Here is a 25,494-nt window from a genome sequence, read left to right on the forward strand (position 1 = left end):
CGCCTGACCCAAGGGGTGCCTCTCACCTGTCCGCCTGACCCAAGGGGTGCCTCTCACCTGTCCGCCTGACCCAAGGGGTGCCTCTCACCTGTCCGCCTGACCCAAGGGGTGCCTCTCACCTGTCCGCTTGATCCAAGGGGCATCATGCCTCTCACTTGGGCGGCTCCAAGGTCCCCGCGCCGGTCCGCTGGGCGGTCCCTCCCCGGGTTCGGTATCTCTGCCCCCAGGTGGATCCCTCCAGGCGCCGGGTCGGCGGGATGGTGTGCGGCAAGAGTCGGCGCCCTGTACGGCGAGCAGCCACGACCGTGGCAAACGCCCAACGAAGCGCCGTAACGGCGAGCAACCGTCACCGACTCGCCGGCAGCGCCGCCCACAGGCCCTCAACCCGCAACGGCGGCCGGCGGTCGCGGCGGCCCGCCGTACAGGAGCCAAGCCCCAAAGAGGCCGCACACGAGCCGAACCCCAAAGAGGACGTACAAGAGCCAAACCCCAAACAGGCCGCACACGATCCAAAGCTCGCAGCGGCCGCACAAAGAGCTGAATCCCAGGGAGGCGGGCGTAAGAGCTTCTAGCGGGCGAACTCGGTCGCGCGGGACTCGCGGACGACCGTGATCCGGATCTGGCCCGGGTAGGTGAGCTCCTCCTCGACCTGCTTGGCCACGTCGCGCGCGATCACCTGCGCCTGGATGTCGTCGACCGCGTCCGGCTTGACCATGACCCGGATCTCCCGCCCGGCCTGCATGGCGAAGACCTTCTCGACGCCGTCGTAAGACTGCGCGATCTCCTCCAGCCGCTCCAGCCGCTTCACGTACGCCTCGAGCGACTCCCGCCGCGCCCCCGGACGGCTGCCGCTGATCGCGTCGGCGGCCTGGGTGAGGACGGCTTCGACGGTACGGACCTCGACCTCGTTGTGGTGCGCCTCGATGGCGTGCACCACGTCCTCCTCCTCGCCGTAGCGCCGGGCGATCTCCGCCCCGATCAGCGCGTGGCTGCCCTCGACCTCGTGCGTGAGCGCCTTGCCGATGTCGTGCAACAGCGCGCAGCGCTTCATGAGCTGCTGGCTCATCTTGAGCTCGGCGGCCATGATCCCGGCGATGTGCGCCGACTCGATGAGGTGCTTGAGGACGTTCTGCCCGTACGAGGTGCGATAGCGCAGCTGGCCCAGCAACAGCGTGAGTTCGGGGTGCATGTCCGTGATGCCCAGCTCGACCAGCGCATCCTCGCCCGCGCGGGCGCACAGGTCGGCGACTTCGGCGCGGCTGCGGTCGTGGGCCTCCTCGATGCGCTGCGGGTGGATGCGCCCGTCGAGGACGAGCTTCTCCAGCGTCAGCCGCGCCGTCTCCCGGCGTACCGGGTCGAAACACGACAGCAGCACCGCTTCCGGGGTGTCGTCGATGATGAGGTTCACACCGGTCGTCGACTCGAACGCCCGGATATTTCGCCCCTCGCGGCCGATGATGCGGCCCTTCATCTCATCGCCGGGCAGATGCAGCACGCTGACGACCGACTCCGCCGTCTGCTCCGCCGCGACTCGCTGTACGGCGAGCGTCACGATCTTCGTGGCGCGCTTCTCGCCCTCCTTGCGCGCGTCCCCCTCGATCTCCCTGACGATCAGCGCGGCCTCGCGCTTGGCCTGGTTCTCGATCTCCTTGACCAGCTCGGTCTTGGCCTGATCGCCGGTGAGCCCGGCGACGCGTTCCAGGATGCGGCGGCGCTCCCCCTCGACCTGCAGCAGCTCCACTCGACGGTCGGCCAGCTCGACCTCGGTCTCGGCCAGCTTGCGGTCGCGCTCGGTCTGCCTACGGGCCTCCTCGTCCAGGCGCTGCTCGCGTTCGGCCAGGCGGCCCTCGCGGCGTTCGAGGTCGGCGCGGAGCTCCTTGAGCTCGGACTTCAGTATCCGGCTCTCTTCCTCCACCTCGCGGCGCATCTGCGCGGCGCTTTCGGCGAGGCCCTCCGACCTGCGCAGGATCTCCTCGGCGTCGGACTCGGCCTTGTCTCGGATCTGCCCCGCCTCCTGGCGGGCCTGCTCCAGCTCATGGTGGACGGCGGCTACCTGTTCGGGCGTGGGCTTGGCCGCGCGTGGAGCGTTACCGGAGGTGCGGCGTACGACGAGGACAAGCGTGGCGATCATCCCGATCGCGAGCAGGAGCACAGCCACCGACAGCACCACGACTAGCGGCCCCATGTGCGCCCCGCCCTCCTCGTATCGTCACGACTCGCGGCCTCGAAACGGGAGGGGTCACATGCGCGGCACGGAATGCGGCTGGACCGATTTCTGCCCAAGGCCGACCGGGCGTCGACTGCTGTAGCCGACACCTCGCCCGCCTCGGTCAATCGAGCTCGTACGTCCGTCGTTCACCGGTATGGCAATCCGCGCTGCGCGGAGTAACTCCTCACTGCCGTCGAGGTTATGCGTCGAACAAGTCACGAGCAAGCAAACGCGTCATCAAGCGTGTCTTACTAGCTGCCCCTTCGCGATTCGGGCAGATATCGCCCGAATCGCACCACTCCCCCGGCGCCCCAAGATCGCCCCCTTCGGCATCCCCGGCAAGGAGAACATCCACTTCGTCGACATACTCGACGATCCCCCTCATGCGCCCCGTACGCCGCGGTTGCGGTGGGCGGAGACTACGCCGCGGTTCCGGTGGGTGAGGACTACGCCGCGGTTCCGGTGGGTGAGGACTGCGCAAGCAACGCGGCCGCAACGGCGGTCGGCCACTCGGCTTTGACCGCGCCCTCTACAACGCGCCCTCTACAAGCGGCGCAACGTGGTCGAACGCTGCTTCAACCGACTCAAGCAGCTCCGCGGCCTGGCCACCGGCTACGACCAGACCGCAACCTCCTACACCGTCACCATCGCATCACTACTGCTCTGGCGATGATCATTTGAGGACACGCCCTACGCCGTGGTTCGGCTGAGTGGGGGCTAGAAGGGGTCTTCTTCGATTTCGATGCCTTCTTGTTCGAGGGCTTCGCGGACTACGCGGTAGGAGAGGCCGGGTGGGTAGCCCTTGCGGGCCAGCATGCCGGCCAGGCGGCGGGTGCGGGCCTGGGGGTCGAGGCCTCGGGTGGCGGAGAGCTTGCGGTCGACCAGGCGGCGGGCGGTTTCGAGCTCCTGGTCAGGGTCCAGGCGTTCGACGGCTTCGTTGACGGTTTCCGAGTCGACGCCGCGGTGGCGGAGCTCGGCGGCCAGGGCGCGCTTGGCCAGGCCGCGGCCGTGGTGGCGCGAGTCGACCCACGCCTCGGCGAACGCTTCGTCGTTGATCAGCCCCAGCTCGGAGAACCGGTCGAGCACCGTCTCGGCGGCCTCATCGGGGATGTCCCGCTTGCGCAGCGCCTCGGCCAGCTGTGCCCTCGTCTTCGGCGCCATGGTCAGCAACCGCAGCACCACCGCCCGCGCCACCGACTCCGGATCCGCCGGCGCCCCGGACGCGGCCACCGAACCCTCATCAGGCCCTTCAGGCAGCCACCCCCCACGCCCACCAGACCGACGCCCACGACGCCGTCCACCACGGGATCGTCCGCCAGCCCCCGTAACGCCACCAGACTCCGACCCACGCCCCGACGCAGCGGCACCGCCAGCCCCCGAGGCATCGTCACGTCCGCCCCACCCGCTAGCCCCCGAAGCGGCACCATCTCCTCCGCCCCACCGGCCAGCCCCCGAAGCGGCACCGTCTTCTCTGCTCCGTCGGCCGGCGGGAGAGGGGGCGTCGTTCTGTTCGTTCTGCAGGATCGCGGTTGCGGGGTTGGCCCAGCCGATGGACTCTCGGTCGGCGGAGTCCGTAGTGGCATGTGTCCAGCCACCGGGATCCGAGGTCGCGGGATCCGAGGTTCCGGGATCAGAGGTTCCGGGATCAGAGGTTCCGGGATCAGAGGTTCCGGGATCAGAGGTCGCGGAATCCAAGGTCGCGAGATCCGCGTTGGCGGGGTCCGGGCTGTTGGTGTGGTTGGGCGAGTCGGAGCGGGGCTTGCGGCGGCGGCGAGAGGGGCGGCGGGAGGGCTCGTCGGGGTCGGCCATCGGGGGCTGCCACCAGGCGGCTGGCGCTGGATCGTCGGGCGCGTTCTTGGTCGCCTCGCCTATCTCGCGAACGCCGAACGTGGGCGTGGCAGGCCCGGATGTACCTGTTGCGAACAGGCCGTTCCAGGGGTCGTCGTGGGTATCCGCTCCGGACGAGTCATCCGCGGGAATGGCATAACCCGGCCCCCACGCCTCACGCCCTGAACCCGAGCCCGCGGAACCCGCCCCTGGGGCTCCGCTCCCCCAGGCGCCAGAACCCGAATCCACGGCCCCACTAATCCAAGTGCCAGAACCCGATTCCTCGACGCCACGTCCCCAGGTGCCAGAGCCGGCTTCCTCGGCCGTATGACCCCAGTCGCGTGAACCGGAGCCGTCGCCACCCTCGGCACCGTGACTCGTCGCGTCACCACGCCAAGAACCCATGGAGCCCGGCGCGTCCTCATTCCACGACCCCTTGGAACCTGAACCGCCAGACCATCGACCCGGCGCACCCATATCCCACGGACCCGCGGAACCCGAGCCACCAGACCACCGACCCGGCGCACCCCCGTCCCCCAGACCCACGGAGCCGGGCGCGCCCGCATCCCGCGGAGCCGCGGTACGTGAGTCCGGCGGGTCCGTGGGGGGCGGGGTCGGGTTGGCGGGTTGTGGACCCGTGGTGTCCTGGGGCGTCCCGGACCCGCGGTGGGGGCGGGGTGGAAGGGAGGCTGGCCAGGCGCCCCGGTCGGGGGGTGGGTCCGCGTCGCGCATGGGGATCAGACGTCGCCAGGCTTGGGCGTGGCGGCGGCCTTGGCGGCTCGGCCTGTGGCGGCCGGGGCGGCGGCGGGCGCGGGAGCCTCGGCGGGCGCAGGAGCCTCGGCGGGCGCGTCGAGGCGGGGGCCGACGCCGAGCTTGTCCTTGATCTTCTTCTCGATCTCGTTGGCCATGTCGGGGTGGTTCTTCAGGAAGTTGCGCGCGTTCTCCTTGCCCTGGCCGAGCTGGTCGCCCTCGTAGGTGTACCAGGCGCCGGACTTGCGGACGAACCCATGCTCCACACCCATGTCGATGAGGCCACCCTCACGCGAGACGCCCACGCCGTACAGGATGTCGAAGTCGGCCACGCGGAAGGGCGGGGCCATCTTGTTCTTGACGACCTTGACGCGGGTGCGGTTGCCGACCGCCTCCGTGCCGTCCTTCAGCGTCTCGATGCGGCGGATGTCGAGGCGGACCGAGGCGTAGAACTTCAGCGCCTTACCACCGGTCGTGGTCTCCGGCGAGCCGAACATGACGCCGATCTTCTCGCGCAGCTGGTTGATGAAGATGGCGGTGGTGTTGGTGTTGTTCAGAGCACCCGCCACCTTGCGCAGGGCCTGGGACATCAGGCGGGCCTGGAGGCCGACGTGGCTGTCGCCCATCTCGCCCTCGATCTCGGCCTTGGGCACCAGAGCGGCCACCGAGTCGATGACGATGATGTCGACCGCGCCCGACCTGATCAGCATGTCGGCGATCTCCAGCGCCTGCTCACCGGTGTCGGGCTGGGAGACCAGGAGGGCGTCGGTGTCGACGCCGAGCTTCTTGGCGTATTCGGGGTCGAGGGCGTGTTCAGCGTCGATGAAGGCCGCGATGCCGCCGGCGCGCTGGGCGTTGGCCACGGCGTGCAGGGCGACCGTGGTCTTACCCGACGACTCGGGGCCGTAGACCTCGACGATCCTGCCGCGCGGCAGGCCGCCGATGCCGAGCGCCACGTCCAGGGCGATCGACCCGGTGGGGATCACCTCGATGGGAGCTCGGGCGTCATCGCCGAGGCGCATGACGGAGCCCTTGCCGAACTGCCGCTCGATCTGAGCGAGGGCAGTCTCAAGGGCCTTCTCGCGGTCGTTGATAGCCATGGGAACTCCCCTGGAGGGTGTCGTGGTCGGTCCAGTCGAGTGAAAGCTACGGGCTCCCACCGACATTTTCCGGAGAAGCCAAGTTTCATCGTAGCCGAACGACTGTTCGATCACATCTCTAACACGCCGTTACACCGCCTGCTGTACGGCAGGCCGCCGCCACCGCCGCCCGCCGTCGTGAGCTGGGGACCTGCGACCGAGCGCCACCGGCGAGTCGATGACGCTCGCCCGCCGTTACGGCGCTTCGCCGGGCGTGTGCCGCGGTCGCGGTGGCTCGCCGTACAAGACGCGCGGTGACATTAGAGTCATGCGCCGATTTGGGGCCCTCACATACGTGGGCAATACGACAGGCGTGTTGTCGCAGGCCAGCAGGTGGGGAAACCCTGAGGTGTGGCGAGCTCGTACACGAGTGAACGGCGCATCCATCTCGAGGCCCTGGCCGGACTCCTGCCCGATCACGGGCTGGTGAGCCGGCTGGTCGGTAACGACGATCCGGTGCTGTGGGTCTGGCACCCGCGCACGGGCAGACAGACGATCATCTTCGCCACGCCGACGCACGACGGCTGGCTCTACCTGTGGTCGGCGGGCGGTCAGGGCGCCGCCGACGACCTGGAGCGCACGGTGCTCACGCTGAAGGAGGCGCTAGCGCAGCCGGGATGAGACGTTCTCGACCTGGCAGACAGCGCGCCACACGGTCTTGGCGCTCTCGCCCTCGGCCAGCGCCTGCTGCACGGTGCGCCCGCCCAGCGGGGCCACGACGTAGTCCGCGGCCCACGACTCGGCGTAGCTGTCGCCGAAGTGGGCGCGCATCCGTCTCCAGAACTCGGTGAGGCGCATCTTCCAAGTATGGGGTGGGTAGGACAGTGCCATGCCAAAGACCCCCAAGGCTTCACCCCCGAAGACCGCCAAGATCAAGGCCAATCGCGCCAGGCGCCGCCGCCTGCAGTCTCTCCAGCGGCTGGCCGTACAGAAGGAGAGAGCCGACCGCTCCGAACGGCACGCGGGCATCAGGCAGGATCCGCGCGCGGGCACGCCGCGCACGCGCAGGGCGTCGCGGCGTTAGTCACATCACGCGCGAGCCGTACATCTCACCCAGATGGTCGGCGAGCAGCTCCAATCTGGCGCCGTCGGGGTCCCTGAAGTAGATGGAGGCGCCGCTCTCGATCTGGTGCGGCACGCCGGCCATCTCCAGCTTGCCCCGCAGCCGCTCCCAGGTGACGGGGTCGACGGAGATCGCGATGTGGTGCAGCCCGCCGAGGACCTCCTGGTAGGGCCCCAAGTCGAGTCCGGGGAAGTCGAAGAAGGCAAGGAGGTTTCCGTTGCCCACGTCGAAGAAGAAGTGGTTCGAACCCTTGAAGTCGCGGTTCTCGATGATCTCCGTGAGCGGGAACTCCAGCAGATCCTGGTAGAACCGGATCGTTCGCTCCACGTCCGAAGAAAGCAGCGCGAAGTGGTGCAGTCCCCGCGCACTGCTCGGAGGCCGGCGCACTAAGAGGTGGCGCGCCCTGATCTCCTCGCGCTTGGCCTCTATGGCTGCGTAATCAATGGTCACGGTCGCTCTATGTCCCCTCGAGGGCCCCCTCAACCACTCGCCGTGGGGACGCTTTCGTTTTCTGTCGGTACGGCGAGGCACTATGTGAACGTGAGCGAGCTTGTCGAGCGAACCAATCAAACACAGCACTTCGGCGATGTCGCGCGGGCGGAGCCCGCGTGACATCGCTGGACCACTTCAGCCCGCTGACCAGGCAATGGTTCGAGGGCGCCTTCGCCGCGCCCACGTCGGCCCAGGAGGGGGCGTGGGACTCGATCGCGCGGGGTGACAACACTCTGGTCGTCGCGCCCACCGGGTCCGGCAAGACTCTGGCAGCCTTCCTCTGGTCGCTGGACCGGCTTTCGCTGGAGGCTGACAGGAAGGGCACGAAGGTGCTCTACGTGTCGCCGCTGAAGGCGCTGGCCGTCGACGTGGAGCGCAACCTGCGGGCGCCGCTGGCCGGGATGAAGCAGACCGCGCGGCGGCTCGGGCTGCCGGTGCCCGAGATCTCGGTGTCCATCCGCTCGGGCGACACGCCCGCCGAGGACCGCAGGCGGTTCGCCGCCAAGCCGTCCGACATCCTCATCACCACCCCGGAGTCGCTGTTCCTGCTGCTCACCAGCCAGGCACGGGAGGCGCTGAGCGGCGTCGAGACCGTGATCGTGGACGAGGTGCACGCGGTGGCCGCCACCAAGCGCGGCGCCCACCTGGCGCTGAGCCTGGAGCGGCTGGACGCGCTGCTGGACAAGCCGGCGCAGCGGATCGGGCTCTCGGCGACCGTGCGGCCCGTGAGCGAGGTCGCCGCCTTCCTGGGCGGGGCGCGCCCGGCGTCCGTGGTGCAGCCCCCGTCGGACAAGCGGATCGAGGTCGAGGTCGTCGTCCCCGTCGAGGACATGGCCGAGATGGAGACCAGGCCCAATGAGGAGGAGCCGGTCAGCAGGTCGATCTGGCCGCACGTCGAGGAGCACCTGTTCGACCTGATCGGCGCGCACAGCTCGACGATCGTGTTCGCCAACTCCCGCCGCCTGGCCGAACGGCTGTGCTCACGGCTGAACGAGCTGGCCTACGAGCGCGAGTCTGGCCTCGACCTGTCGGCGTGGGACGTGCCCGCCGAGATGATGGCGCAGGCGGGCTCGAGCAAGGGCGCGGTGCCGGAGATCGTGCGGGCCCACCACGGCTCGGTGTCGAAGGAGGAGCGCGCCCAGATCGAGGAGGCGCTCAAGTCCGGCCGGCTGCCCGCCGTGGTCGCCACTTCCAGCCTGGAGCTGGGCATCGACATGGGCTCCGTCGACCTCGTGGCGTGCGTGGAGGCACCGCCGAGCGTGGCCAGCGGGCTGCAGCGCATCGGCAGGGCGGGCCACCAGGTGGGCGCGGTGTCCAAGGGCGTGATCTTCCCGAAGTACCGCGGCGACCTGGTGCAGACGGCCGTGGTGGCCGAGCGGATGAAGAGCGGCCAGATCGAGGAGCTGCGCTACCCGCGCAACCCGCTCGACGTGCTGGCCCAGCAGATCGTGGCGATGACCGCGATGGACGAGTGGACGGTCGACGAGCTGGAGAGCGTGGTCAAGCGGGCCGCGCCGTACACCACGCTGCCCAGGAGCGCGCTCGAGGCCACGCTCGACATGCTGGCCGGGCGCTATCCCAGCGAGGAGTTCGCCGAGCTGCGCCCGCGCATCGTGTGGGACAGGGTGAAGGGCACGCTCCAGGGCCGTCCTGGTGCGCAGCGGCTGGCGGTGACCAACGGCGGCACGATCCCCGACCGCGGGCTGTTCGGCGTGTTCCTCGTCGGCGAGAAGGCGTCCAGGGTGGGCGAGCTGGACGAGGAGATGGTCTACGAGTCGCGCGTCGGCGACGTGTTCGTGCTGGGCGCGACCTCGTGGCGGATAGAGGACATCACGCCCGACCGGGTGCTGGTCTCCCCCGCGCCGGGTCTGCCGGGCAAGCTGCCGTTCTGGCACGGCGACGCGCCCGGCAGGCCGGCCGAGCTGGGGCGGGCGATCGGCCAGTTCCTGCGTTCGCCCGAGGAGAAGCGGCTGCGGGAGGCGGGTCTGGACGCCTTCGCCTCGGAAAACCTGCTCGCCTACCTGAAGGAGCAGCGCGAGGCCACCGGCTACGTGCCCGACGACCGCACGCTGCTGGTCGAGCGCTTCCACGACGAGCTGGGCGACTGGCGGGTGGTCATCCACTCGCCGTACGGCGCGCGGGTGCACGCGCCGTGGGCGCTGGCGATCAACCGGCGCCTGCGCGAGCGGTACGGCATCGACGTGCAGGCCGTGCACTCCGACGACGGGATCGTGCTGCGCATCCCCGACACGCTGGCCGAGCCGCCCTCCGACGTGGCCGCCTTCGACGCCGAGGAGATCGAGCAGATCGTCACCGAGGAGCTGGGCGGGTCCGCGATGTTCGCCTCCCGCTTCCGTGAGTGTGCCGGGCGGGCTCTGCTGCTGCCCCGCCGTACTCCCGGCAAGCGCAGCCCGCTGTGGCAGCAGCGGCAGCGAGCCGCGCACCTGCTGGGGGTGGCCTCGCAGTACGCCTCGTTCCCGATCGTGCTCGAGACGATGCGCGAGTGCCTGCAGGACGTCTTCGACGTGCCCGGGCTCGTGCAGCTGATGCGCGACATCGCCGCGCGCAAGGTGCGCGTGGTGGAGGTGGAGACCTCGCAGGCCTCGCCGTTCGCCGCCTCGCTGCTGTTCCACTACGTGGGCGCGTTCATGTACGAGGGCGACGCGCCGCTGGCCGAGCGGCGGGCCCAGGCGCTGGCGCTGGACACCTCGCTGCTGGCCGAGCTGCTCGGCCAGGCCGACCTGCGCGAGCTGCTCGACCCCGACGTGATCGTGGAGGCCGAACGCGAGCTGGCGCGGCTCGACCGGCCGCTGCGCGACGCCGAAGACCTGGCCGACCTGCTGCGCACCCACGGGCCGCTGGTGGCCGACGACGTCAGCGTGCGGGGCGGCGACCCCGCCTGGCTCACCGACCTGGAGAACGCGCGGCGGGCGCTGCGGGTCCGCATCGCGGGCGAGGAGCGGTGGGCGGCCATCGAGGACGCCGCGCGGCTGCGCGACGCGCTGGGCGCGCCGCTGCCCGTCGGGGTGCCGCACGCGTTCCTCGAGCCCGTCGCCGATCCGCTCGCCGACCTGGTCGCGCGCCATGCCCGCACGCGCGGCCCCTTCCACGCCGGTACGGCTGCCGCCAGGTTCGGGCTCGGCGTGGCCGTGGTCACCGACACGCTGCGGCGCTTGGCCGCCACCGGGCGGGTGGTCAACGGCGAGTTCAGGCCCGGCGGGCGGGGCGAGGAGTGGTGCGACGCCGGGGTGCTGCGGATGCTGCGGCGGCGGTCGCTGGCCAGGCTCCGCAAGGAGGTCGAGCCGGTCGCGCCCGAGGCGCTGGCCCGGTTCCTGCCGGTCTGGCATGGGATCACCGGCTCGCGCGCTCCGGTCGCCATGGACTCTCTGGTCGGGGCGATCGAGCAGCTGCAGGGGGCGGCGGTGCCCGCCTCGGCGCTGGAGACGCTGGTGCTGCCGTCACGGGTGCCGGGCTACTCGCCCGCGCTGCTCGACGAGCTGACCTCGTCCGGCGAGGTGCTGTGGGCGGGCCAGGGTTCGCTGCCCGGGGGCGACGGCTGGGTGTCGCTGTATTTCGCCGACACGGCGCCGCTGCTGCTGCCCGCGCCCGCCGACATCACGCTCACTCCCCTGCACTCGCAGATCCTGGACCTGCTGGGCGGCGGGGGTGCGATGTTCTTCCGCGGGCTGTCGGACCGGCTCGGCTCGCTCGACGACCAGGCGCTCGCCTCGGCGCTGTGGGACCTGGTGTGGGCCGGGCGCGTCTCCGGCGACACGCTGGCGCCGCTGCGTGCCACGCTCGGGTCCGGACGGCCCGCCCATCGGCCGTCTACCTCGCGGCGGCGGCGTGCCGTACTGCCGAGCAGGAGCGGGCCGCCCACGGTCGGGGGGCGATGGTGGCTGTTGCCGCTGCCCGCCGAGGACGCCACGCTGCGGGCGCAGGCCCAGGCGGACGTCCTGCTCGAACGGCACGGCGTGGTGACCCGCGGCGCCGTCACCTCCGAGCGGCTGCCCGGCGGTTTCACGCCGATCTACCAGGTCCTGCGGGCCTACGAGGAGAGCGGCCGCTGCCGTCGCGGCTACTTCGTCGAGGGTCTGGGCGGCGCCCAGTTCGCCCTTCCGGGGGCCGTCGACCGCATGCGCGCGCTCGCCGCGACCACCCCGGCTTCCGACCCGACCGTCAATCCCAGCGACGGAGCCCGGCCCGTTGGCGCCCTCGCAGGCGAGCGGCGGGCGGTCGTGCTCGCGGCCGCCGACCCGGCCAACCCCTACGGGGCGGCGCTCCCGTGGCCCACGCATCCTGGGGAGGTCGGCCACAAGCCGGGGCGCAAGGCGGGATCGCTCGTCGTCATCGTCGACGGCCACCTCGTGCTGTACGTGGAGCGTGGCGGCAAGACCCTGCTGTCCTTCGCCGACGACGACCGCCTCCGCCCGGCGGTCGACGCCCTCGCCCTCGCGGTCCGCGACGGGGCCCTCGGCAAACTCACCGTCGAACGCGCCGACGGCACCGCGATCAACGACTCCCCACTCGCGGCGGCCCTCGAAGCCGCCGGCTTCCACCCCACCCCCCGAGGCCTCCGCCTCCGCGCCTAGCCCCGCCCTCCCCCACCACCGATCCCCACCGTCGGCCCTTCCGCCGAACGCTGCGCCATCCTCGCCGCACACGTTGCGCCGATCACCACCCGCACCACTTCTCACCGCACCGGCGCTCGGGAGTGCGCCGCTCACGTCGTCACGCGAGCCGTCCCTGCCCCCTGCCCGTAGGCCGCCACGCGAAGGCGGGCGGGGGCGGCGAGGCTGGTGGGTGGATGCTGGGGCAGGCGGGGGTGGTGAAGAGGGAGAAGGTCGTGACCGGCCTGTGCTGGGCGTTCGGCGCGATCCCGCTGGTGCCGCAGGGCGTCATCCCCGCCGTGTTCAAGCTCACCGGGGAGTCGGCCCGCTCCTGGTTCCTGGCGCTCTACCTGCCGCAATGGCTGCAGTGGCCGACGATCGTGTGCATGATCCTGCTCGGCCTGGCCATGTACGGCACCACCCTGTGGATCCCGATGCGCCACCGCGTTGTATACGATTAGCCGCTGATGACTGAGATGACGATTGGCGGGACGCACCGCACCCTGCGCGACGAGGTGACCGCGGAGCTGCGTCGGCGCATCATGTCGGGCGAGCTCAAGCAGGGCGAGCGGCTGGTCGAGGACCGGCTGGCCGCCCAGCTCGGCGTGTCCCGCAACCCGGTGCGCGAGTCCATCCGGATCCTGTCCGCGGAGGGCTTCGTCGAGGTCATCCCGCGGATCGGCGCGGCCGTGGCGCGGCTGTCGAGCGCCGAGGCCGAGGAGCTGTTCGACGTCCGGATGGCGATCGAGGGGCTGGCCGCGCGGCTGGCCGCCCGCAAGGCGACCCCGGCGTCCGCGGCCAGGTTGCGCCGGGTCCTCGAAGACGCCAAGCAGGCCGTCGAGAGCGGCAGCCTGGATGCCGTGGCGGACCTGAACACCGCCTTCCACCGGGCCGTGGGCGAGGTGGCGGGCAACTCCTATCTCAATCTGATGATGACGCCGATGCTGCAGCGGGCGCAGTGGGTCTTCAGCCAGACCGCGGCCATCCGCGGCCCGCACTCGTGGACCGAGCACGTGAGCCTGTGCGAGGCCATCGCCGCGGGCGACGAGGACGAGGCGCAGGCCCGCGCGATCGCCCACGTCGCCGCCGCCCGCCGCTCGTACCTGGCCGCCGTCAAGAACGACTCCGCCTAGTCAACGATCCCGACACCCCCGCGTATTTCAGAAATCAACCTCTTGTATACAGTCTCCTAAACCTGCTGGACCCCCTCGGAGGCAACCTCATGAGACCCAGGCTGATCGCGACGTTCGCCGCCCTCCCCCCAGCTCTGGCGACCCGCTCGACCGGGACCCAGGGCGCGTCGGGGCGAACCCGATGAAAGGAACCACCTTGTTCACCACGAGGCCAGAGCTCACCGGCGACTTCGGCATGGTGGCCAGCACGCACTGGCTGGCCTCCGCCACCGGTATGGGCGTGCTCGAGCGAGGCGGGAACGCCTTCGACGCGGCCGTGGCCGCCGGGTTCGTCCTGCAGGTGGCCGAGCCGCACCTGAACGGCCCCGGCGGTGAGGTGCCGATCCTGCTGTGGGACGAGGCCGAACAGCGCGTGTCCGTCGTGTGCGGGCAGGGCGTGGCCCCCGCCGGCGCCACGATCGACCACTACACCGGGCTCGGCCTGGACATCGTGCCGGGCACGGGGTTGCTGGCGGCCACGGTGCCGGGGGCGTTCGGCGGCTGGCTGCTGATGCTGGAGCGCTGGGGCACCTGGTCGCTGGCGGACGTGCTCGAGCCGGCCATCCACTACGCCGAGCACGGCATCCCGGTGCTTGAGCGGATCTCTGCCACGATCGGCAAGGTCGAGCAGCTGTTCCGTGAGGACTGGCCGACCTCGGCGGCCACCTGGCTGCCCGGAGGGCGCGTGCCCGCGCCGGGGTCCAGGCTGGCCAACCCGGTGCTGGCCGCCACCTATCGGCGGCTCGTCGAGGAGTCGCGGGGCGGCACCAGGGAGGCGGGGATCGAGGCGGCCCGCCGCGCCTGGTACAGCGGGTTCGTGGCGGAGGCGATCGCCGATTTCAGCGCGAAGACGGCCTGGCGCGACAGCTCGGGTGAGGTGCGCGGTGGCGTGCTCACCGGCGACGACCTGGCCGGATGGGCCGCCTCGGTCGAGGATCCCGTCACGTTCGACTACAAGGGCCACACGGTGTGCAAGACCGGCCCGTGGGGTCAGGGTCCCGTGTTCCTGCAGCAACTGGCGCTGCTCGACGGCCTCGACCTGGACGCGATGGGATTCCTTTCCGCCGACTACGTCCACACGGTCATCGAGAGCGCCAAGCTGGCCTTCGCCGACCGCGAGGCCTGGTACGGCGATGCCGACGTGCCCATGGCCGACCTGCTCAGCCCCGAGTACGCCGTGGCGCGGCGGGCGCTGATCGGCGGCGCCGCGAGCATGGAGCTCCGCCCGGGCGCCCCCGGCGGACGCACCCCCTGTATGCCGAAATTTCCGGATATAGCGGTGCAGGAGCGGCCCGCCGGCATCGGCGAGCCGACCGTCGGGCGCGACGGGTACACCCGGGGCGACACCTGCCACGTCGACGTCGTGGACCGGCACGGCAACATGGTCTCCGCCACGCCGAGCGGCGGCTGGCTGCAGAGCTCCCCGATCATCCCCGAGCTGGGCTTCTGCCTCGGCACCCGGGCACAGATGTTCTGGCTGCAGGAGGGGCTGCCCGCCTCCCTGCGTCCCGGGGCACGCCCGCGTACCACGCTGTCGCCCTCGTTCGCGCTGCGCGACGGCCGGCCGTACCTGGCGTTCGGCACGCCCGGCGGCGACCAGCAGGACCAGTGGAGCGTGAACTTCTTCCTGTCGGTGGTACACGGCGGGCTCAACCTGCAGGAGGCGATCGACGCCCCGATGTTCCACAGCGAGCACTTCCCCAGCTCGTTCTACCCGCGCGCGGCGCTGCCCGGCGTCATGCACGTCGAGCAGCGGCTGGACCCGGCGGTCGTGGCCGAGCTGCGGCGGCGCGGGCACGTGGTCGAGGTGGACGGCCCCTGGTCGATCGGCCGGCTCAGCGCGGTGGCCAGGGACGGCGGCTTCCTCAAGGCGGCGGCCAACCCGCGTGGCGCCCAGGGTTACGCGGTCGGACGATGATCAGGGATCTCCTCTTCCTGGCGGGGGCGGGCCTGCTGGCCGGGGCGATCAACGCGATCGCCGGCGGCGGGACGCTGGTGTCCTTCCCCGCGCTGCTCGCGCTCGGCTATCCCAGCATCCCCGCCTCGGTGACGAACGCGGTGTCGCTGTGGCCCGGCTACCTGGGCGGCATGATCGGCTACCGTGCCGAGCTGCGCGGCCAGCGGCGCAGGGCGACCGTGCTGTCGCTGACCACGGCGATCGGCGCGGTGGCGGGCAGCGCGTTGCTGTTGCTGACGCCGGGTCGGCTGTTCGACTCGCTGGTGCCCTGGCTGGTGGCCTTCGCCAGCCTGGCGCTGCTCGCGCAGCCGTGGCTGCGCAAGCGCTTCGGCGGAGAGCCGGAGGGCGAGCCGAGCAGGCTCATCTACCTGGGCGTGTTCCTGGGCGGCTGCTACGGCGCCTACTTCAACGGCGGCATGGGTGTGCTGTTGCTGGCCGTCCTCGGGCTGTTCCTGCACGACAACCTGCACAGGGTCAACGCCATCAGGGCGGCGCTGTCGCTGGTCATCAGCACGGTGTCGGTGGTGGCGTTCTCGCTGTTCGGTCCGGTGCGCTGGGAGGCGGTGGCGGTGATCGCCCCGGCCAGCCTGGTGGGCGGCCTCCTGGGCACGCGCCTGGCCAGGATGATGTCGCCGAGCGTGCTGCGCGGGGTGGTCGTGGTCTTCGGCCTGGGCGTGGCCGCGGTTCTGGCCCTGCGCTAGGCGACCGTGGCCTCGATGAGGTCGTCGACCACGTGGTGCAGGTTCTGGTCGCGGGCGTGGACGCGGCGTTGGCGGGTGGCTCCCGAGCCGCGGGCCAGCAGCCGGTCCAGGCCTTCCACGACGAAGTCGAGGTCGCCCGCCTCGTCCACGGCCTGCCGTACGTGGTCGAGCAGGCGGCGGGCCAGGAAAGGGGCGGGGACGAGCGTGCCGGCGCGGACGTCGAGGCTGTCGCCGTGCAAGCCGTCGCGGGCCGCGCGCCAGTAGGCGGCGCGCAGCACCTCCGACGGCACCGGCAGGCCGCGGTCGCCGCGGGCCACGTCCGCCAGGGCCGTCACCACCAGGGCGCGGATCAGCCCGATGATCGTGAGGCTGTCGCTGACGTCCAGCGGCACGTCCGCCACCCGCACCTCGACCGTGGGCAGCTTGGGCGAGGGCCGGGCGTCCCAGAAGACCGTCTTGGGATCCATCAGCGCCCCCGACTCCGCCAGCGCGCGCAGGGCCAGCTCGTAGTCGGCGAAGCTCGGGAAGTACGGCGGGGCCCCCGAGACCGGCCACCGCCCCCAGCTGATCACCCGCCAGGAGGCGTAGCCGGTGTCGCGGCCGACGAAGAACGGCGAGTTGGCGGCCAGCGCGATCAGGGTCGGCAACCAGGGGCGCAGGTGGTTGCCGACGTAGACCGCCGTCTCCTCGTCGGGCACGTCCACGTGCACGTGCAGGGCGCAGATGCTGATCTCGTCCTGCAACGCGCGGTAGAGCACCCGGCCCTGCTCGTAGCGCGCGTCGTCGCTGAGCGGCGCGGGCACCACGTTGCCCAGTACCGGGATGCCGCTGGCCACCACGGCCAGACCGCACGAGCGGGCCGCCGCGGCCACCTCCTTGCGCGCGGCGCGCAGCCGTACGCCCAGCTCGCCGAGGTCGGCGGAGGGCGGCGTACGCGCCTCGACCTGGAAGCGGGTGATCTCGTGGGCCACGTCCAGGACGTCGGTGGCCGCGGCCAGGACCTCGGCCGCTCGGGGAGTCACGTACCGGGTGCGGGGATCTACGACGAGGTACTCCTCTTCGATCCCGATCAGCGGAGCCATGAGCACACCTCGCAGGGGGAGCCTCAGTACGCTTTGTGCCCATTTCTCCGGGAGCTCACCCGAGGTCAAATGGAGATATGCACTGGCACGCCTACCTGTGGACGGGGAGCGGCGAGGAGCGCGGATACGAGGCGGAGCGGCGCACGGACTCCCCCGACTTCGCCGGCTCTCTGCTGCCTCCCATGCGCACAGGTGACTGGCTGGCCAAGCCGCGTTCCCGGATCGCAGCCTCCTTCACCGAGGTGGACCAGGCGCTGGAGTGGCTGACCGCCCAGCACGGGATCCACTTCCGCGATGATCCCGTCGGGCTCGAGGTGCGCCTGGAGGCCGCTACCCAGGCGCTCCCGCACGGGGTGGACGTGCAGTGGGGCGAGTGGCTGCCGGGCGGCCGCTTCGCCACCGTCGGCGTGATCTGCTGCCCCAACCGGCACGTCCGCCATCCGTGCCCGCGTCAGCCCTGAGGAAGTCATGTACGGCGCGCATCTCGCGCTCCGCCCAGGGACCCCGCGACTGCGCCAGACTCATCGCCTCCGGGTCAGAATGTCGCCGGGCCGTAGACGGCGGCCTGCGTGCCGGTCATCAGGGCCCAGTAGCGGTCGCCGTAGGACCAGTGCCACCACTCGGTGGGGTAGTTGACCAGGCCGGACGGTTCGAGCGCGGCGGCCAGCAGGTCCCGGTGGCGGCGCGCCTCGGGCGAGATGTTCGCCGCGCCCGTGTAGCAGGCGCCGTCGCTCTGCTCGGGGTTGTCGTTGACCTGGGTGCCCATGTCGTACTCGACGCCGTCGGGATCGCACAGCGTCAGGTCCACGGCGGCTCCCGCGGTGTGCGGGGCCACGTCCACCGGCGACACGTACCGGCTTGCCAGGACATACGCCTCTTCAGGCGACATTTCGGGGTTTGCGGCGACCAGCTCATCCCGATATTCCGTGAAATATCGGTGCTGGGTGGGGATCGGGCGGAATCCTTCGACGATCAGCAGGTGGTACCCGGAGGGCAGCAGGCTCTCGGCCTTCTCCAGGCGCACCAGCAGCCCGGCCCGCAGGTGGGCGTAGGACCCGTCGGCATCGGCCAGCCGCGAGTCGATCCGCAGCCGCCCGCGGACGTCGGCCAGCGCCTCACCGCTCTCCTGCACGGGGATGGCCGCCACCCGGGGATCGGAGATGAGCACGATGTCGCACATGACCAGAAATTCTCACACAGCGTCGGGATGCATCTGCTCACCGGCCCTCGGACGGAAGGGGTTGTGGCCCCCCGCCCCCTCACCTGGGATGACCACCGGGTCTTCGATCTGCAAAGACGCCCGTCAGTCACACGGTGTCGGAGAACACCTGCTCGCGCGCCTCCTCCAGGGCCGCCACCAGCGCGCCGCGCAGCACCGGGTTGCCCGCGACGCCGGTGGTCACCACGCGCGGCTGGCTCGGGCACAGCCGCGCCACGGCCTCCTCGACCTTGGCCGCGAGCCTGGCGCCGCCCGCGCGGCCCACGTCACCGCTCAGCACGATGAGGCCGGGATCCAGCACCACCGCCACGGCGGCGGCGCCCACGGCCAGCCGGCCCGCGACCTCGTCCAGGTAGCCGTCGCCGCCGTTGCGCACCTGGTCGGGCACGGTCATGCCCGGCACGCCGTACTGGAGTGCGAGCCCGCCGAGCGCTTCCTGGCCGACCAGGCGCTGGAAGGAGCCCGACTGCGGGTGCTGGACGTCGGTGGGCAGCGGCTCGCCGGGCACGGGCAGCCAGCCGATCTCGCCCGCGCCGCCGGTGATGCCGCGGTGCAGCTTGCCGCCGAGCATCACGCCGAGGCCCTGGCCGACCCCGGCCCAGATGACGGCGAAGTCGTCGTGGCCGGCGGCCGCGCCGTACCGGTGTTCCGCCAGCGCGACGAGGTTGACGTCGTTCTCGATCGTGACGGAGGCGCCGAGCGTGGCGCGCAGGCTGGCCAGCACGCCCACGTGCCAGCTGGGCAGGTCGTAGGAGAAGCGCACGTCCCCGGTGCCCGGGTCGACCACGCCGCGGGTGCCGATGACGAAGGAGCGCAACTGGGAGATGCCGATCCGGGCGGAGTCGCAGGCCCGCTGCACGGCCGAGTGCACGGCCTTGACCGGGTCCTTGCCGTCGGCCGGGTTGACCGTCACCTCGACGACGATTTTACCTGTGATGTCCGCCACACCGACGGTCAGACTGTCGGGCAGGACCTCCAGCCCCGCCACGTAGGCGGATGACGGAACCACGGTGTAGAGGGCCGCGTGCGGCCCCCGCCCGCCCGCGCGCTCCCCCGCGACCTCGACCAGCCCCCGCTCTTCCAGGCGGGCCAGCAGCTGACCTGCGGTTACCTTGGAGAGCCCGGTGAGTTCCCCCAGCTCGGCGCGGGTCAACGGCCCCTGCGTGAGGAGGAGTTCGAGTGCCGCGCGATCGTTCAGCCTCCGAAGCAGCCGCGGCGTTCCCGGGCTCCCGCTCATGGGCGCTCCCTCCTCGTCACGATCGGCTAACGACTGGTTTCTTTTAAGAAAGTTTCTTGTTAGTTTAGCACCAGTCAATCAGCCAGGTGCGGACGGAAGCCGTCACCGGATGAGCGCAACCCCCGACGCGTTTTAGCCGGGAAGGGAGAACCCTAGTGAGGATCGCGAAGATCACGGCCACTAGCGTCACCACGGCGGCCCTTGCACTGGGCCTGGCCGCCTGCGGTGGCAGCAACGAGCCCGCGAAGAACTCGGCCGCCCCCTCGGCCGGCACCGCCGCCAGTGGCCCCAAGTACGCAGGAAAGACACTCACCGTGTGGCGCCTGGGCGTGCCCAACGACGTACAGAACAAGTACATGGGCGATCTGGACACCAAGTTCAAGGAGACCACCGGCGCCGACGTCAAGGTCGAGTGGGTGCCGTGGCCCGACGCCCAGAAGAAGTGGACCGCGGCGCTGGCGGCCGGTGAGGGCCCCGACGTCACCGAGTTCGGCAACGACCAGGTGGCGGCCTGGGCGCAGCAGGACGCCCTGACCGACATCACCGACCTGACGAAGTCCAACCCCGACTTCCAGTCGATCCCGCAGAACCTGTGGGGCTACGAGACCGTCAACGGCAAGATCTACGCCGCGCCGTGGGGCGGCGGCACTCGCGCCGTCCTCTACCGCAAGGACTGGTTCGACAAGCTCGGCCTCCAGCCGCCCAAGAACTGGGACGATCTGGTCGCCGCGGCCAAGAAGATCGTCGACAAGGAGGGCAAGGACGTCGACGGCTTCGCCTGGAACGGCGGCTCCGACGCCAACATGTCGCTCTCGCCGTTCGTCTGGTCGGCCGGCGGCGACTTCGCCGTCAGCGAGGGCGGCAAGTGGGTCGGCAAGCTGAACGAGCCCGGCTTCAAGGAGGGCTTCCAGTTCTACACCGACCTGGTCGCCAAGGACGGCGTCTCCGGCAAGTCCCGCCTGACGCTGAACTCCATCGACATCGCCCAGCGCTTCGCCGCCGGCAAGGTCGGCATGTACGTCACCGGCGGCTGGGACATCCAGACCATCAAGGAACAGAGCAAGGGCAAGATCGACGAGAACAAGATGGCGTTCTTCGCCATCCCCGCCAAGGACGGCAGCGGCGCGGCCCCGGCCTTCCAGGGCGGCAACGACATCGCGATCTGGAAGGACGCCAAGAACCCCGAGCTCGCGGCCGAGTACCTCAAGCTGGCCGCCGGCAAGGAGTTCGGCTCCCGCTACGCCAAGGACAGCGGGCTGCTGCCGCTGTACCCGGACGCCCTGCAGGAGCTGGCCTCCGACCCGGTCCAGAAGCCGTTCACCGAGGCGTTCGCGGTGGCCAAGGGCTTCCCCGCGAGCCCCAACTGGGCCGAGGCCAACGACACCAAGGCGGTGCTGCAGAACGCGGCCCGCAAGGTGATCAAGGGTGAGTCCAGCGTCGACGACGCACTGAAGGCAGCCAACACCGAGCTCGAAGCCATTCTCAACAAGAGCCAGTGACAATGGCGCACACGTCAACCATCTCCCGGGGCGGTGGCGACACCACCGCCCCGGGGCGGCGACGCCGGTCTCCAGAGCGCCGGCGATCCAGCGGGATGCCCCCATGGGTGCTCCCCTACGCCCTGCTCCTGCCCGGCCTGCTGGTCATCGCGGCGCTCCTGCTCTACCCGCTGTACCAGATGGTCGACATGTCCTTCCACAAGGTCGGGCTGCGGCAGATCCGGCCGAGGAATCCGCTGCCCGCGGACTTCGTCGGCACCCACAACTACACCGAGGTCTTCAAGTCCGACCTGTTCGCGATGTCGCTGCGCAACACGCTGGTGTTCGCGCTGGCCGCGGTGGCCCTGACCCTGGTCGTGGGGACGCTGGTCGGGCTCCTGCTGCACAAGCTGGGCAGGAAGATGTCGATGCTGGTCATGGTCGGCAGCATGGCCGCCTGGGCGGTCCCGCCGGCCTCGGCGGCGGTGGTGTGGAAGTGGCTGTTCGACGCCGACTCCGGCGTGGTCAACTGGCTGTTCAGGCTGGACGGCAAGGCCTGGTTCAACGATCCTCTCGACATCTACGTCGTGCTGATCATCACGGTGGTGTGGGCGTCGTTCCCGTTCATCGCGGTGTCGGTCCTGGCGGGGCTCAAGAGCATCCCGAGCGAGCTGTACGAGGCGGCCAAGGTGGACGGGTCCACCGGGTTCCACACCTTCAGGAAGATCACCTTCCCGATGCTGCGGCCGGTCTTCTCGGTCCTGGTCGTCCTGTCGATCATCTGGGACGTCAAGGTCTTCACCCAGCTGTTCATTCAGGCGGGCGGCACGAACATGCCGCGCGAGGCCTACAACTTCTCGATGTGGAGCTACATCGAGGCCTTCAGCCCGCCGCCTGACATGGGCTTCGGCGCCGCCATCGCGGTCGTGCTGACCGTGATCCTGCTGCTGATCACGTTCGTCTACGTCCGCCAGATCGTGAAGACGGAGGACGTCAGGTGAAGGCACGAAGGATCGCCCTCAACGCCGCGGGGATCGCGGTCTTCCTGTTCGCGGTCTTCCCCGTGTACTGGATGGTCTCGGTCGCGTTCAAGCCGAACGACCAGATCTACACCACCGACTTCATCCCGTTCCCCTCGCCGCCGTCGCTCGAGCACATCGACCGGCTGTTCACCAAGGGCATCAACGGGCACTCGATCTGGAACTACCTGCTCAACAGCGCCATCGTCTCGCTGTCGACGATCGTGGTCGGCTCGCTGTTCGCGCTGCTGGCCGCCACCGCGGTGGCGCGCTTCCGGTTCCGCTTCCGCACATCGTTCCTGATCCTGCTGCTCATCGTGCAGATGGTGCCGTGCGAGGCGCTGGTGATCCCGCTGTTCCTCAACGTGCGGCGGATGGGTCTGTACGACAACCTGCTCGGCCTGATCATCATCAACATCGGCTTCACGCTGCCGTTCTCGGTGTGGATGCTGCGCACGTTCGTCGCCGCGGTGCCCAAGGAGCTGGAGGAGGCCTCCTGGATCGACGGCGCCAGCCGCTTCACCACGTTCTGGAAGGTGCTCTTCCCGCTGGTCGCGCCCGGGCTGGTGGCCACCAGCATCTTCTCCTTCATCACCGCGTGGAACGAGTTCGTCTTCGCGCTGACGCTGATCGAGGACTCGGCCAAGTTCACCATGCCCCGCGCGCTGCAGTTCTTCGTGGGGCAACGCTCGACGGACTGGGGCGGCATCATGGCGGCCTCGACCCTGATGACGGTCCCCGTCCTGATCTTCTTCCTGCTCGTCCAGCGCCGCATGGTCTCCGGCCTCGTCGCCGGCGCGGTCAAGGGCTGACAACCACTGATCCTCGTACGGCACGCGGCCGCGTTGGCCGCCTGCCGTACAAGGTCCTGCCTATCCAACGATGAGGAGCCATGAGTCAGAGTGATCGGGGGCTGCGCCGACTCGCGGCCGGCACGCTGCTCGTCGCCTTCCAGGGCACCACGGCGCCCGACTGGGTGCTGCGCGAGCTGGAGCTGGGGCTGGGCGGCGTGACGCTCTTCGGCTTCAACGTGGAGCGCCCCGACCAGGTCGGGCGCCTGACCGGGTCGCTGCGCGCGGCCGGCGAGCCGGTGATCTCGCTCGACGAGGAGGGCGGCGACGTCACGCGGCTGGCCTACCACGTGGGCAGCCCGTATCCGGGCAACGCGGCGCTCGGCGCGGTCGACGACGTGGAGCTGACCCGCCGTGTCTACCGCTCGATCGGCGCCGAGCTCGCCGGTTGCGGGATCAACCTCGACATGGCGCCCGACGCGGACGTCAACACCGAGGCCGACAACCCGGTGATCGGCACCCGGTCGTTCGGCGCGGACGCCGAACTGGTGGCCAGGCACACCGTCGCCGCGGTCCAGGGCCTGCAGTCGGTCAACGTGGCGGCCTGCGTCAAACACTTCCCCGGCCACGGCGCCACCCGCGTCGACTCCCACCTCGCGGTGCCGGTCGTGGACGTGACGCCGGAGGTGCTGCGCGCCAGGGAGCTGGTCCCGTTCACGGCCGCGGTCGAGGCGGGCACCAGGTCGATCATGACGGCGCACGTGGCGGTACCCGCGGTGACCGGGGACGTGCCCGCGACGCTGTCCGCGGCCGCGCTCACCGGGCTGCTGAGGGGCGAGCTCGGCTACGACGGCGTGGTGATCACCGACGCGCTGGACATGCACGCGATCACCGCGAGCGTGGGGCTGGCCGGCGGCGCCGTCCAGTCGCTGGCCGCCGGATCCGACCTGCTGTGCCTGGGGCCGCTGCCGACGCACGAGGACGTGCGGCAGATCATCGCCGCGATCGTGGCCGCGGTGTCGGACGGACGGCTGCCGCTCGCGCGGCTGGAGGAGGCGGCCGCGCGGCTGGCCTCGCTGCGCGCCTGGTTCGGCTCCGGCGGCCAGGTGGCCGCCGACGCGGAGGTCGTCGGGCTGGATGCCGCGCGGCGTGCCGTACGGCTGACGGGGGCGGCCAAGCCACTGGTGGACCCGCTGGTGGTGGAGGTCGACACGCCGCCGACGATCGCCGTCGGCGACGTGCCGTGGGGCGTGGCGCCGTGGCTGCCCGAGGCGGAGATCGTCCGGGTGAAGCCGGCCGACGCCGACGTCTCCGGGCTGCTGGCCACGGCCCTGGGCCGGTCGCTGGTCGTGGTGGTCAAGGACGCGCACCGCTACGAGGAGAGCAGGCGACTGGTGTCCGCGCTGGTCGAGGCCAGGCCGGACGCGGTCGTCATCGAGATGGGGCTGCCCGTGTGGCGGCCCTCCAGCGCCGCCTACATCGCCACCTACGGGGCGGCGCGGGCCAACACGCAGGCCGCGGTGGAACTGCTGACCGCCTAGATCAGCTCCTCGCGGGCCTGCCCCAGGGCGGCGAGCACGGCGCCGCGCAGCACCGGGTTGCCGGTGACGGTGCTGGTGTCGACCTGCGGGCGGACCGGGCAGATGCGCGCCACGGCCTCCTCGACCCGCTCATTGAGCGCGGCGCCGCCCGCGTGGCCCACCTCTCCGGCCAGCACCACCAGGCCGGGGTCGAGGATCACGCAGACCGCGGCCACGCCCAGGGCCAGCCGGTGGGCGATGTCGTCGAGCAGCGGCTCGCCCGCCTCGCCGGCCTCGATCGCGACCCTGACGCACTCGCCGGCGCTCTCGGCGGCGAAGCCGTACCCCCGCGCGAGCTCCGCCACCGCCTCGGCGCTGACCAGCGACTGCAGGCCGCCCGCCAGCGACGGCAGCCGCCCCGGCTCGGTGCGGATGTCCTCAGGCAGCGGCACGCCCGGCACGGGCAGGTAGCCGATCTCGCCCGCGCTGCCCGAACGGCCCCTGTGCAGCTTGCCGCCGAGCACCACGGCCAGGCCCAGGCCGCGGCCGGCCCACAGCAGCACGAAGTCGTCCAGCCCCTTGGCCGCGCCGTCGGCGCGCTCGGCGATCGCGGCCAGGTTCACGTCGTTCTCGATCGTGACCTCGCGCTTGAGGTCGCCTGCCAGCGCCTCGTGGATGCCCTCGTGCCAGCCGGGCAGGTCGAAGGAGAAGCGCACGTCGCCGCTGCGCGGGTCGACCACGCCTGGGGTGCCGATGACCACGCCGCGCAGCTTGCCCAGGCTCACCTTGGCGCTGCGGCACGCCTTCACGATCGCGTCGTGGACGACGGGCACCGGGTCGTCGTGGCCGTCGGGATCCACGGTCACCTCGGCGACCGTACGCCCGTGGATGTCGGCGACCGCCGTGGAGATCAGGTCGGGACCCACCTCGAGCCCGGCCACGTAGGCGCTCGAGGCGATCACCGAGTACAGCGCCGCGTTCGGGCCGCGCCCGCCCGCCTGCGCGCCGACGACCTCGACCAGGCCGCGCTCCTCCAGCCTGGCCAGCGTCTGCGAAGCGGTCACCTTGGACAGTCCGGTCAGATCGCCGATCTGCCCCCGCGTCATCGGACCGGTTGCCAGCAACAGCTCCAGGGCGGCCCGATCGTTGATCTCCCTGAGCAGTCTGGGCACACCAGGCCGTCGCTCCACGCTGTATCCCACCGTTATATCGTCAAGGTTGTTGGCAG

The 25,494-nt window shown here is 70.9% G+C and carries 21 protein-coding genes and 1 pseudogene; 13 read left to right on the plus strand and 9 right to left on the minus strand.

Features of this window, described 5'->3' with window-relative positions; all coding sequences use genetic code 11:
- Positions 1-568 precede the first annotated feature (568 nt).
- The gene (rny, locus tag ACIBHX_RS33225; RefSeq protein ID WP_397071328.1) at positions 569-2,185 is read right to left on the minus strand and encodes a ribonuclease Y; all 1,617 of its coding nucleotides are present in this window, start codon (positions 2,183-2,185) and stop codon (positions 569-571) included.
- 553 nt (positions 2,186-2,738) lie between these two features.
- Between rny and ACIBHX_RS33230 the strand changes: the two are divergent.
- A pseudogene (locus ACIBHX_RS33230) lies at positions 2,739-2,882 on the plus strand (IS5/IS1182 family transposase); the annotation flags it as partial.
- A gap of 44 nt (positions 2,883-2,926) precedes the next feature.
- Here ACIBHX_RS33230 and recX read toward each other — a convergent pair.
- Together recX and recA are read right to left on the minus strand one after the other, a co-directional pair.
- Positions 2,927-4,768, minus strand: a complete 1,842-nt coding sequence (gene recX, locus ACIBHX_RS33235; RefSeq protein ID WP_397071329.1) for a recombination regulator RecX — start codon at positions 4,766-4,768, stop codon at positions 2,927-2,929.
- A 5-nt stretch (positions 4,769-4,773) separates the two neighbouring features.
- A complete protein-coding gene (recA, locus tag ACIBHX_RS33240) occupies positions 4,774-5,886 on the minus strand; it encodes a recombinase RecA (RefSeq protein ID WP_397071330.1) in 1,113 nt (370 codons plus the stop codon).
- 390 nt (positions 5,887-6,276) lie between these two features.
- Between recA and ACIBHX_RS33245 the strand changes: the two genes are divergently transcribed.
- The gene (locus tag ACIBHX_RS33245; RefSeq protein WP_397071331.1) at positions 6,277-6,546 is read left to right on the plus strand and encodes a hypothetical protein; all 270 of its coding nucleotides are present in this window, start codon (positions 6,277-6,279) and stop codon (positions 6,544-6,546) included.
- Here ACIBHX_RS33245 and ACIBHX_RS33250 read toward each other — a convergent pair.
- Entirely contained in the window at positions 6,529-6,723 is a 195-nt protein-coding gene (locus ACIBHX_RS33250) for a DUF3046 domain-containing protein (RefSeq protein WP_397071332.1), read from the minus strand. The two genes, ACIBHX_RS33245 and ACIBHX_RS33250, sit on opposite strands and share 18 nt — an antisense overlap.
- A gap of 31 nt (positions 6,724-6,754) precedes the next feature.
- On the opposite strand from ACIBHX_RS33250, the gene ACIBHX_RS33255 reads away from it, so the two are divergent.
- Positions 6,755-6,949 (plus strand): hypothetical protein, encoded by a 195-nt coding sequence (locus tag ACIBHX_RS33255; RefSeq protein ID WP_397071333.1) that lies wholly within the window; start codon positions 6,755-6,757, stop codon positions 6,947-6,949.
- Here the strand turns inward: ACIBHX_RS33255 and ACIBHX_RS33260 are convergent, their stop codons facing one another.
- Positions 6,950-7,438, minus strand: a complete 489-nt coding sequence (locus tag ACIBHX_RS33260) for a VOC family protein (protein ID WP_397071334.1) — start codon at positions 7,436-7,438, stop codon at positions 6,950-6,952.
- A gap of 158 nt (positions 7,439-7,596) precedes the next feature.
- On the opposite strand from ACIBHX_RS33260, the gene ACIBHX_RS33265 reads away from it, so the two are divergent.
- The 5 genes from ACIBHX_RS33265 to ACIBHX_RS33285 all read left to right on the plus strand — a co-directional run bounded on the left by ACIBHX_RS33265 (position 7,597) and on the right by ACIBHX_RS33285 (position 15,920).
- On the plus strand, positions 7,597-12,072 hold the full coding sequence (locus ACIBHX_RS33265) for an ATP-dependent helicase (protein WP_397071335.1): 4,476 nt from the start codon (positions 7,597-7,599) through the stop codon (positions 12,070-12,072).
- Between the two features lie 215 nt (positions 12,073-12,287).
- Positions 12,288-12,551, plus strand: a complete 264-nt coding sequence (locus tag ACIBHX_RS33270) for a hypothetical protein (RefSeq protein WP_397071336.1) — start codon at positions 12,288-12,290, stop codon at positions 12,549-12,551.
- Between the two features lie 6 nt (positions 12,552-12,557).
- On the plus strand, positions 12,558-13,223 hold the full coding sequence (locus ACIBHX_RS33275) for a GntR family transcriptional regulator (protein ID WP_397071337.1): 666 nt from the start codon (positions 12,558-12,560) through the stop codon (positions 13,221-13,223).
- A gap of 181 nt (positions 13,224-13,404) precedes the next feature.
- Entirely contained in the window at positions 13,405-15,180 is a 1,776-nt protein-coding gene (locus tag ACIBHX_RS33280) for a gamma-glutamyltransferase family protein (RefSeq protein ID WP_397071338.1), read from the plus strand.
- Positions 15,177-15,920 (plus strand): sulfite exporter TauE/SafE family protein, encoded by a 744-nt coding sequence (locus ACIBHX_RS33285; protein WP_397071340.1) that lies wholly within the window; start codon positions 15,177-15,179, stop codon positions 15,918-15,920. Before ACIBHX_RS33280 ends, ACIBHX_RS33285 begins: the two co-directional genes overlap by 4 nt.
- Here ACIBHX_RS33285 and ACIBHX_RS33290 read toward each other — a convergent pair.
- Positions 15,917-17,002 (minus strand): glutamate--cysteine ligase, encoded by a 1,086-nt coding sequence (locus ACIBHX_RS33290; protein ID WP_397071341.1) that lies wholly within the window; start codon positions 17,000-17,002, stop codon positions 15,917-15,919. The genes ACIBHX_RS33285 and ACIBHX_RS33290 overlap by 4 nt on opposite strands.
- 77 nt (positions 17,003-17,079) lie before the next feature.
- Between ACIBHX_RS33290 and ACIBHX_RS33295 the strand changes: the two genes are divergently transcribed.
- On the plus strand, positions 17,080-17,463 hold the full coding sequence (locus tag ACIBHX_RS33295) for a hypothetical protein (RefSeq protein ID WP_397071342.1): 384 nt from the start codon (positions 17,080-17,082) through the stop codon (positions 17,461-17,463).
- A gap of 74 nt (positions 17,464-17,537) precedes the next feature.
- Here the strand turns inward: ACIBHX_RS33295 and ACIBHX_RS33300 are convergent, their stop codons facing one another.
- Together ACIBHX_RS33300 and ACIBHX_RS33305 are read right to left on the minus strand one after the other, a co-directional pair.
- Positions 17,538-18,182: a M15 family metallopeptidase gene (locus tag ACIBHX_RS33300; RefSeq protein ID WP_397071343.1), complete on the minus strand. Its 645-nt coding sequence runs from the start codon at positions 18,180-18,182 to the stop codon at positions 17,538-17,540.
- A 127-nt stretch (positions 18,183-18,309) separates the two neighbouring features.
- Entirely contained in the window at positions 18,310-19,458 is a 1,149-nt protein-coding gene (locus tag ACIBHX_RS33305) for an ROK family protein (protein WP_397071344.1), read from the minus strand.
- Positions 19,459-19,613: 155 nt separating this feature from the next.
- On the opposite strand from ACIBHX_RS33305, the gene ACIBHX_RS33310 reads away from it, so the two are divergent.
- From ACIBHX_RS33310 to ACIBHX_RS33325, 4 genes are all read left to right on the plus strand, one after another.
- Positions 19,614-20,957: a sugar ABC transporter substrate-binding protein gene (locus ACIBHX_RS33310; protein WP_397071345.1), complete on the plus strand. Its 1,344-nt coding sequence runs from the start codon at positions 19,614-19,616 to the stop codon at positions 20,955-20,957.
- A gap of 107 nt (positions 20,958-21,064) precedes the next feature.
- Positions 21,065-21,937, plus strand: a complete 873-nt coding sequence (locus ACIBHX_RS33315) for a carbohydrate ABC transporter permease (RefSeq protein WP_397071346.1) — start codon at positions 21,065-21,067, stop codon at positions 21,935-21,937.
- Complete coding sequence (locus ACIBHX_RS33320; protein WP_397071348.1) at positions 21,934-22,767, plus strand: carbohydrate ABC transporter permease; 834 nt, start codon at positions 21,934-21,936, stop codon at positions 22,765-22,767. The genes ACIBHX_RS33315 and ACIBHX_RS33320 overlap by 4 nt, the downstream gene beginning before the upstream one ends.
- Positions 22,768-22,847: 80 nt before the next feature.
- Entirely contained in the window at positions 22,848-24,287 is a 1,440-nt protein-coding gene (locus tag ACIBHX_RS33325) for a glycoside hydrolase family 3 protein (protein WP_397071349.1), read from the plus strand.
- Here ACIBHX_RS33325 and ACIBHX_RS33330 read toward each other — a convergent pair.
- Positions 24,284-25,456: an ROK family protein gene (locus tag ACIBHX_RS33330; protein ID WP_397071350.1), complete on the minus strand. Its 1,173-nt coding sequence runs from the start codon at positions 25,454-25,456 to the stop codon at positions 24,284-24,286. The two genes, ACIBHX_RS33325 and ACIBHX_RS33330, sit on opposite strands and share 4 nt — an antisense overlap.
- Positions 25,457-25,494: the final 38 nt, after the last annotated feature.

The organism is Nonomuraea sp. NPDC050536, assembly GCF_044457685.1.
Lineage (GTDB): Bacteria > Actinomycetota > Actinomycetes > Streptosporangiales > Streptosporangiaceae > Nonomuraea.